Source organism: Paraburkholderia solisilvae (assembly GCF_902859875.1).
Classification (GTDB): domain Bacteria; phylum Pseudomonadota; class Gammaproteobacteria; order Burkholderiales; family Burkholderiaceae; genus Paraburkholderia; species Paraburkholderia solisilvae.
Genome location: NZ_CADIKF010000017.1, coordinates 113,691 through 122,650, shown reverse-complemented (window position 1 = coordinate 122,650; position 8,960 = coordinate 113,691). Strand labels below are relative to the sequence as shown.

Annotated in this window: 4 protein-coding genes; all 4 read left to right on the top strand. The window is 67.7% G+C overall.

Going from position 1 to position 8,960, the window contains the following annotated elements; all coding sequences use genetic code 11:
- Positions 1-727, top strand: a 727-nt coding sequence (locus HV675_RS13025) for a SpoIIE family protein phosphatase (protein ID WP_175111326.1), incomplete at its 5' end; no start/stop codon positions are given.
- Positions 696-2,204, top strand: a complete 1,509-nt coding sequence (locus HV675_RS13020; RefSeq protein ID WP_175111325.1) for a sensor histidine kinase — start codon at positions 696-698, stop codon at positions 2,202-2,204. The genes HV675_RS13025 and HV675_RS13020, both read left to right, overlap by 32 nt.
- Positions 2,201-3,766 carry a response regulator gene (locus tag HV675_RS13015; protein ID WP_175111324.1) on the top strand — a complete coding sequence of 522 codons (1,566 nt, stop codon included), beginning with the start codon at positions 2,201-2,203 and terminating at the stop codon, positions 3,764-3,766. Before HV675_RS13020 ends, HV675_RS13015 begins: the two co-directional genes overlap by 4 nt.
- A 149-nt stretch (positions 3,767-3,915) precedes the next feature.
- On the top strand, positions 3,916-8,901 hold the full coding sequence (locus HV675_RS13010; RefSeq protein WP_175111323.1) for a response regulator: 4,986 nt from the start codon (positions 3,916-3,918) through the stop codon (positions 8,899-8,901).
- The last annotated feature ends 59 nt before the right edge of the window (positions 8,902-8,960 follow it).

Here is an 8,960-nt window from a genome sequence, read left to right as displayed (position 1 = left end):
GGCCGATGCGCGCCACGCGTCGCCGCCCGCGTCCGGCACCGATATCGGCGGTGTCAGCGTGCCGTATCCGGGCGAACTGGTGTGCGGCGACGCGTGGGGTGTCGAAGTCGATCAGCAGGGCTTGACGGTGACGGTCGCCGACGGTCTCGGGCACGGACCCGATGCGCATGTCGCCGCGGCCGGCGCGATCCACGCGGTGCATCGCCGCGCGGGCCGCTTGCCCGCACAGCTGATGCAGTACGCACACGATGCGTTGCGCTCGACGCGCGGCGCCGCGGTGGCGATCGTGCGTATCGATCTGGCGCGCTCGCAGCTGTCGTTTTCGGGCACCGGCAATATCTCGGCCGCGGTGTCGGGCACGAGCCACCCGGTGCTCGTATCGGCGCAGGCCGGGATGCCGCTCGCCGCCGCGCCCGCGTCAAGCGAGCGTCGAAGCTGGCAGCTCAGTTCGCGCAACGGTATCGTCGGTCACACGATGCGCGATGCACAGGAATTCGAAGTGCCCTGGACGCGCGATGCATTGCTGATCCTGCATTCAGACGGCATCGGCACGCGCTGGGATCTGTCCGCGTATCCCGGCCTGCATCTGCAGCCCGCGGTGGTGATCGCCGCGGTGCTGTATCGCGATTTCGCGCGCGGCCGCGACGATGCGACTGTGGTGGTGGTCAAAGCGGAGCACGGAGTACATTTCACGCATGGCAACCCAGATACTGCGAATCCGGCTTGAGGCCGAAGAAGATGTGGTCGCGGCGCGCCGCCGGGCACGCAGCATTGCGGCCGGTCTCGGTTTTTCACCGCTCGATCAGACGCGCATTGCGAGCGCGGTGTCCGAGATCGCGCGCAATGCGTTCGAGTACGCGGACGGCGGCGAAGTGATCTTCGCCTTCGACGTGCACGCGAAGCCGCAGGCGTTCCTGATCGACGTGCGCGACCGCGGACCCGGCATTCGCGATCTCGAGGCGGTGCTCGACGGCAGCTACCGGTCGCCCACCGGCATGGGCCGCGGCATCGCAGGCAGCCGCCGGCTGATGGATCGCTGCGTGATCGAGTCGTCGCCGCAAACCGGCACGACGGTATCGATGGCGCGGCTGCTGCCGCCGGATCGCGCGGACGTCGCGCCGCTCGGCATCGACGCGATCGTGAGGTCGCTGATGCAGGAGCCGGCGCGCACGCGCGCCGGCTCCACGCCGCTCGACGCGGCGGCGCTCGATTCTTTCGCCGAGATGCAGGAGCAGAACCGCGAACTGCTGGCGACGCTGACCGAGTTGCGCGACCGCCAGGAAGAACTGCTGCGCCTGACGCAGGAGCTCGAAGCGACCAATCGCGGTGTGGTGGCGCTGTATGCGGAACTCGATGAGCGCGCGGACGAGCTGCGCCGCGCGGACACCATGAAAACGCGCTTCCTGTCGAACATGAGCCACGAGTTGCGCACGCCGCTGAGTTCGATTCGCGCGCTGTCGAATCTGCTGGTCAACCGGCTCGATGGCGAGCTCACCGAAGAACAGGAACGCCAGGTGCTACTGATTCGCAAATCGGCCGAGGATCTGACCGAAATCGTCAACGATCTGCTCGACCTCGCAAAGATCGAAGCAGGCAGAACGGATGTGCTGCCGACCTCGTTCCGGCTGTCCGGGCTGTTTGCCGCGCTGCGCACGATGCTCACGCCGCTGCTGGCCGATCCGGCAGTACGGCTCATTTTCGAAGATACGGAAGGACTGCCTGTGATCTTTACCGACGAGGCGAAGCTCACGCAGATCCTGCGTAATTTCGTCTCCAATGCGCTCAAATTTACCGAGCGGGGCGAGATTCGCGTGGGTGCGCAGCTCGAGCCGGACGGTGAACAGATCAGGTTCACCGTCGCCGACACCGGCATCGGCATAGCGGAGGAGCACCAGCAAGTGATATTCGAGGAATTCGGCCAAGTGCAAAGCCATTTGCAGCAGCGCGTCAAAGGCACCGGCCTCGGTTTGCCGCTATGCCGCAAGCTGGCCGCGCTGCTCGGCGGATACGTGGGCGTCGACAGCAAGTTCGGCGTCGGCTCGACTTTCTATGCGACGCTGCCGGTCCGGCTCGTCTTGCCGAACGATGCCGCCGGGCCTGAAGGCACGGCCGGCGCCGGCGTGCCGGTCGGCCTCGACCGCGCGGGCGACGCGGGCGGCGCGCCCGGCGATCCCGCACTCGCGGCACGCGGAGACCGGGCATGACACTTCCGGCCTCGCTCATTCTGAACGTCGACGACAACGACGGCGCCCGCTATGCGAAGACGCGCGTGCTGATTCACGCAGGCTTCGAGGTGATCGAAGCGGCGACCGGCCAGGGCGCGCTCGACCAGGTGCGCGCACGCAAGCCCGCGCTGGTGCTGCTCGACGTGAAGCTGCCCGACATCAACGGCATCGAGGTGTGTTCGCGCCTCAAGCGCGATCCGCAGACGCGTTCGACACTCGTGCTGCAGACCTCGGCCGCCGCGGTGCAATCGCTCGACAAGGTGCGCGCGCTCGAAGGCGGCGCGGACAGTTACCTGACCGAACCGATCGAGCCGGCCGAGCTTGTCGCGAATGTGCGTGCGCTGTTGCGGCTGCACCGCGCCGAGGAAGCGCTGCGCGACGCCGACCGCCGCAAGGACCAGTTTCTCGCGACGCTTGCGCATGAGTTGCGCAATCCGCTCGCGCCGATCCGCAACGCGGTCGAACTGATGGACCCGAAATATCACGCGGCCGACGCGGTGGTACGCGACGCGCGGATGATCGCGCGCCGCCAGGTCGAGCATCTGAGCCGGCTGGTCGACGATCTGCTCGACGTGTCGCGCATCACGCACGGCAAGATCACGCTGCGCATGGAATCCGTCGACCTCGCGTCGGCGGTTGCGACCGCGGTCGAAACGAACCAGCCGTCAATCGAGCGCAAGCATCACACGCTAAGCGTGAGCGTGCCCGACGTGCCGTGCGTGATTCGCGGCGACCCGATCCGCGTCGCGCAGGTGATCGGCAATCTGCTGTCGAATGCGGCGAAGTACACGCCCGACGGCGGCGCGATCGAGCTCGACGTGCGCGTGACGGACGGTTCGGTGGCGATTCGCGTCGCTGACAACGGCATCGGCATTCCGCCCGCGGAACTGGCTGACGTGTTCAATCTGTTCATGCAGTCGGCCGATTCGCTCGCGCGCTCGGAAGGCGGGCTCGGCATCGGGCTGTCGCTTGCGCGCACGCTCACCGAACTGCACGGCGGGTCGATCGAAGCGCGCTCGGAAGGCATCGGCCGGGGCTGCGAGTTCGTCGTGCGGCTGCCGGTCGCGATGACGCCCGAATATGCGGCCGCAACGGAGCAGGCGGCGGTGGCTGCCGCGCCGGCGTCGAAGCGCCGCGTGATGATCGTCGACGATAGCGTCGACGGCGCCGAATCGATGTCCGTGCTGCTCGAAATGCTCGGCCACGACGTGCGGGTCGCGTATGACGGCGCATCGGCGCTATCGGTGGCGCCCGGATTCAAACCGGAGGTGGTGATCCTCGATATCGGCTTGCCCGACCTCGATGGTTACCATGTCGCGCGCGCGTTGCGTGCGCAGCAGGCGACCGCGGGCGCGCTGCTGATCGCGCTGACCGGCTATGGACAGGAGAGCGACCGGCGGCGCACGCGCGCGGCCGGTTTCGATCACCATCTGGTGAAGCCGGCGTCGCTCGACGACGTCGAGCGCGTGATCGCGGCTTACGGCGCCGACGGGCAGCCGCGCAATCCGGGCTTCGAGCTGCAAACCGATCCGCCTGCGTAAATGATCGGAGCGGTCGGCGCGACTGGAGCGACTGGAGCGACCGGCTGGGACAGCGAGACGAACCGCTGAATCGTAAAGCGGACAGGTCCGCAGGCGCAATCTGTGGCAGGCAGTGCGCCCACGGCGCTGGCGAGTGAGGAGAACGCGTGATGAAAGCGGACAACTCGATGGCGGGCGTGCCGATGGTCAGCGCCGCCCCCGCGTTTCTGCGCGGCGGCGGCGACACAGGCGCGCTGATCGCCGCCCATGACTGGTCGAAGACGCCGCTCGGGCCGCCCGACGGCTGGCCGCAGAGCCTGAAGACCGCGATCCGCATCATGCTGACATCGCGCCAGCCGATCTGGGTCGGCTGGGGCCCCGAGTTGCTGTTCTTCTACAACGACCCGTACAAGTCGATCATCGGCGGCAAGCATCCGGTCGCGCTCGGGCAGCCGACCTCGACGGTCTGGCACGAGATCTGGCATGAGATCGGGCCGCTGCTCGACACCGCGCTCACCGGCGCGGAAGGCACCTATACCGAGCAGAAGCTGTTGATCATGGAGCGCAACGGCTACCCGGAAGAGACCTACTACACGTTCTCGTACAGCCCGGTTCCGGACGATCACGGCGGCACCGGCGGCATCATCTGCGCGAATAGCGATGACACCGCGCGCGTGATCGGCGAGCGGCAACTCACGCTGTTGCGCGAGATCGGCGCGGCGAACAACGAGGCGCGGACGTGGCGCGAGGCCTGCGAATTCAGCATGCGCGCGCTGGCGACCGATCCGCGCGACATTCCATTCGCGATGTTTTATTCAGGCGAGCCCGGCAGCACGAGCGTGTCGCTTGTCGGCGCGTGCGGCATCGCGGCCGGTCATGAGGCTGCGCCCGAATCGATGCAGGCGGACAAGGCGCCGCCGTGGCCGTTCGCCGAAGTGCAGCGGCGCCAGTTGATCAAGGTGGTGAGCGGGCTTGCCGAGCGCTTCGGCGATGCGCTGCCCGGCGGCGCGTGGACGCAGCGGCCGAGCCAGGCAGCGGTGCTGCCGGTGCAGCCGAGCGGCGAGCGCGGCCGAGGCGGCGTGCTGATCGTCGGCCTGAACCCGTTTCGGCTGTTCGACGACAGCTATCGCGCGTTCCTGAACCTCGTTGCGCGGCAGATCGGCGCGGCGATCGGCTATGCGCACGCGTACGAGGAAGAACGCCGGCGCGCGGAAGCGCTCGCCGAGATCGATCGCGCGAAGACCGTGTTCTTCTCGAACATCAGCCACGAGTTCCGCACGCCGCTCACGCTGATGCTCGGTCCGCTCGAGGAAATGCTCGCGCAGCCCGAATCGTCCGGCGGCGCGCGGCGCGAGCTGATCGAAGTCACCTATCGCAACAGCTTGCGGCTGCTCAAGCTTGTCAACGCGCTGCTCGACTTCTCGCGCCTCGAGGCCGGGCGCATCCAGATTCATCGCGAGCCGACCGATCTTGCCGCATTCACGGCCGAGCTCGCGTCGCTGTTCCGCTCGGCGGTCGAAGCCGCGGGCATGACGCTGGTCGTCGACTGCGCGCCGTTGCCGCATCTGGTCGAGATCGATCGCGACATGTGGGAAAAGATCGTGTTGAACCTGCTGTCGAACGCGTTCAAGTTCACGCTGTCCGGCACGATTACCGTCAGCGTGAAGACCGCGGCAGACGGCAACATCGAAGTGTGCGTATCGGACACCGGCATCGGCATTCCCGAGCACGAAGTGCCGCGCCTCTTCGAGCGGTTTCATCGGGTCGAGGGCGCGACGGCGCGCTCGGTCGAAGGCAGCGGCATCGGGCTCGCGCTGGTGCAGGAACTGGTGCGGCTGCACGGCGGCGCGATTCGCGTCGACAGCCGGCTTGGCATCGGCACCTGCTTTACCGTGGCGATGCCCGCCGGCAGCGAACCCGCCGCGGCGCCCGCGGTTGCGTCTGCGGTTGCGTCCGCAGTTGCGTCCGGCATGCCGCCGCGGCACGCACAGGCGACTCCCGCGACGACCAGCAAGCAGGCGCAATCGTATGTCGAAGCGGCGTCGCGCTGGCTGCCCGACGGCGCAGGCGTCGTCGATCCCGACGCGGATGCGGACGACGCATGGCGTCGCAGCGCGGAGGCGCTGGACGGCGGCGCGGCGTCGGCGAACGGCGCCGCGGCCCGCGTGCTGGTGGTCGACGACAACGCGGATTTGCGCGACTACATGCGCCGCATCCTGAGCGCCGCGGGTCACGACGTGCGCGTGGCCGACGACGGCGCCGCGGCGCTCGACGCGATTCGCACGGCGCCGCCGGATCTCGTCGTGTCGGACCTGATGATGCCGCGTCTGGACGGCTTCGGCCTGTTGCGCGAACTGCGCGCCGACCCGCAACTGCGCGAAACGCCGGTGTTGCTGCTGTCCGCGCGCGCGGGCGAAGAGGCGAAGGTCGGCGGCCTCGAAGCCGGCGCCGACGACTATCTGACGAAGCCTTTTTCCGCGCGCGAACTGCTCGCGCGCGTGGCCGGCAACCTGCAGCTCGCGCGGCTGCGGCGCGAAACGCGGCAACGCCTCGCTGACGAAACGCGCACGCTCGAAATTCTGAACCGGGTCGGCACCGCGGTTGCCGCGGAACTCGACCTGAACCGCGCAGTGCAGATCGTCACCGATGCGGCGACCGAGCTGACCGGCGCCGCGTTCGGCTCGTTCTTCTACAACGTGCAGGACGAAGACGGCGGCCGCTATACGCTGTACACGCTGTCGGGCGTGCCGAAGGACACCTTTGCGAAGTTTCCGATGCCGCGCAATACCGCGGTGTTCGCGCCGACCTTCAACGGCGAAGGGATGATGCGCGCCGACGACATCACGAAGGACCCGCGCTACGGCCTGAGCGAGCCGCACTACGGCATGCCGCCGGGACATCTGAAAGTGACCAGCTATCTCGCGGCGCCGGTGGTGTCGCGTACCGGCGAAGTGCTGGGCGGCCTCTTCTTCGGTCATCCGGAGGCGGGTGTGTTCACCGCGCGCTCCGAGCGGTTTCTCGCGGGCATCGCGGCGCAGGCGGCGAGCGCGATCGACAACGCGCGGCTTTATCAGGCCGCGCAGGCCGAGATCGCCGCGCGCGCGAAGGCGCAAGCGGCGCTGCACAACCTGAACGAGACCCTCGAGGCGCGCGTTGCCGAGGCGGTTGCGGACCGCGATCGTCTATGGGAGCTCAGCGAAGATCTGCTCGTCGTGGTCGGGCTCGACGGCGCGCTGCAACGCGTGAGTCCATCGTGGACGCGCGTGCTCGGGCACCCCGCCTGGACACTGACGATGCAGTCGTTTTTCGATCTGGTTCATCCGGACGATCTCGAACTCGTCAACGCGCGCACGCAGGAGTTGCGTGTGACGGGTGCGCCGACGCGTTGCGAGAACCGGCTGCGCCGCAGCGACGGCCGATGGAGCTGGATCGCGTGGACCTTCGCGCTCGACCCCGGCACCGAGCGGATTCACGGCGTGGGGCGCGACGTCACCGCGGATCGCGAGACGCAGGAAGCGCTGCGGCACGCGGAAGACGCGCTGCGCTTCGCGCAGAAAATGGAGGCGATCGGCAAGCTGACGGGCGGTGTCGCGCACGACTTCAACAACTTGCTGCAGGTGGTCGGCGGCAATCTGCAACTGCTTGCGGAAGATGTCGCGGGTTCTGAGCGGCCCGCGCAGCGGGTGCGCAATGCGCTGGCCGGCGTCGCGCGCGGCGCGAAGCTCGCGTCGCAACTGCTCGCGTTCGGACGGCGTCAGCCGCTCGCGCCGAAGGTGGTGAATCTCGGGCGCTTCGTGCGCGGCCTCGACGATATGCTGCGCCGCGCGCTCGGCGACGGCATCGAGATCGAGACGATCATATCGGGCGGCTTGTGGAACACGCTCGTCGATCCGTTTCAGGTCGAAAACGCGCTGCTCAATCTGGCGATCAACGCGCGCGACGCAATGAACGGCCTCGGCAAGCTGACCATCGAAGCGGGCAACACATCGCTCGACGATGCGTACGCGAAACGCAACGCGGACGTGGTGCCCGGCCAGTACGTGATGGTCGCGGTCACCGATACCGGCGCGGGCATGTCGCCCGAAGTGCAGGAGCATGTGTTCGAGCCGTTTTTCACGACCAAACGCGAAGGCCAGGGAACGGGCCTCGGCTTGAGCATGGTGTACGGCTTCGTCAAGCAGTCGGGCGGGCACGTGAAGATCTACAGCGAGCCCGGCCAGGGCACGACGATCCGCCTCTATCTGCCGCGCGTGCGCCAGCAGGAAGACCTCGAGACGGATGTCGACGCGGGGCCGTCGGAGGGCGGCGCCGAAACGGTTCTGGTGGTCGAGGACGATGCGGACGTGCGCACGACCGTTGTCGACATGCTGTCGAGCCTCGGCTATCACGTGCTACGCGCGAAGGATGCGCAAAGCGCGCTCGCGATTGTCGAGAGCGGCGTGCCGATCCATCTGTTGTTTACCGACGTCGTGATGCCCGGGCCGCTGCGCAGCACGGAACTTGCGCGCAAGGCGCGCGACCGGCAGCCGGGCATTGCGGTGCTGTTCACGTCCGGCTACACGGACAATGCGATCGTGCATGCCGGGCGCCTCGACGAAGGCGTCGAGCTGCTGAGCAAGCCGTACACGCATGAAGCGCTCGCCCGCAAGATCCGCCAGGCGCTGCGCATGCAGGGCGGCGCGAGGCGCGCCGGTTCGCCGACGCTGTACGCGGCGGATTCGCAAACGGTCACGCTGGTCGACCACGCGCGCCACGACACCTTCGATGCGGTGCGCGGGCTGCGCATCCTGTTTGTCGAAGACGACGAGATGGTGCGCGCGAGCACGGCCGAAGTGCTGCGCACGTTCGGGCTGTCGATTTTCGAGGCGGCCGGCAGCGACGAGGCGCAGCAGGTGATTGCCGGGCAGCCGGTCGACGTGCTGCTGACCGATATCGGTCTGGCCGGCCAGTCCGGCATCGATCTCGCGCTCGAAGCGATCCGCCGCCAGCCGCATCTGCGCGTGATTTTCGTAAGCGGCTATCCGGTCGAACTCGCGCCCGCCCAGCAGGCCGCGTTGAGCAACCCGTTGCATTTGCGCAAGCCATACGATCCGCTCGACCTGATCAACGCGCTGCGCGCGTGCGTGCCCCCAACTTCCAGAAATTTACCCGGGTAATATTGCGTTTCGTTTTATACCCGGGTAATATTCGAGCGACTCATATTCGATGGAGGCGT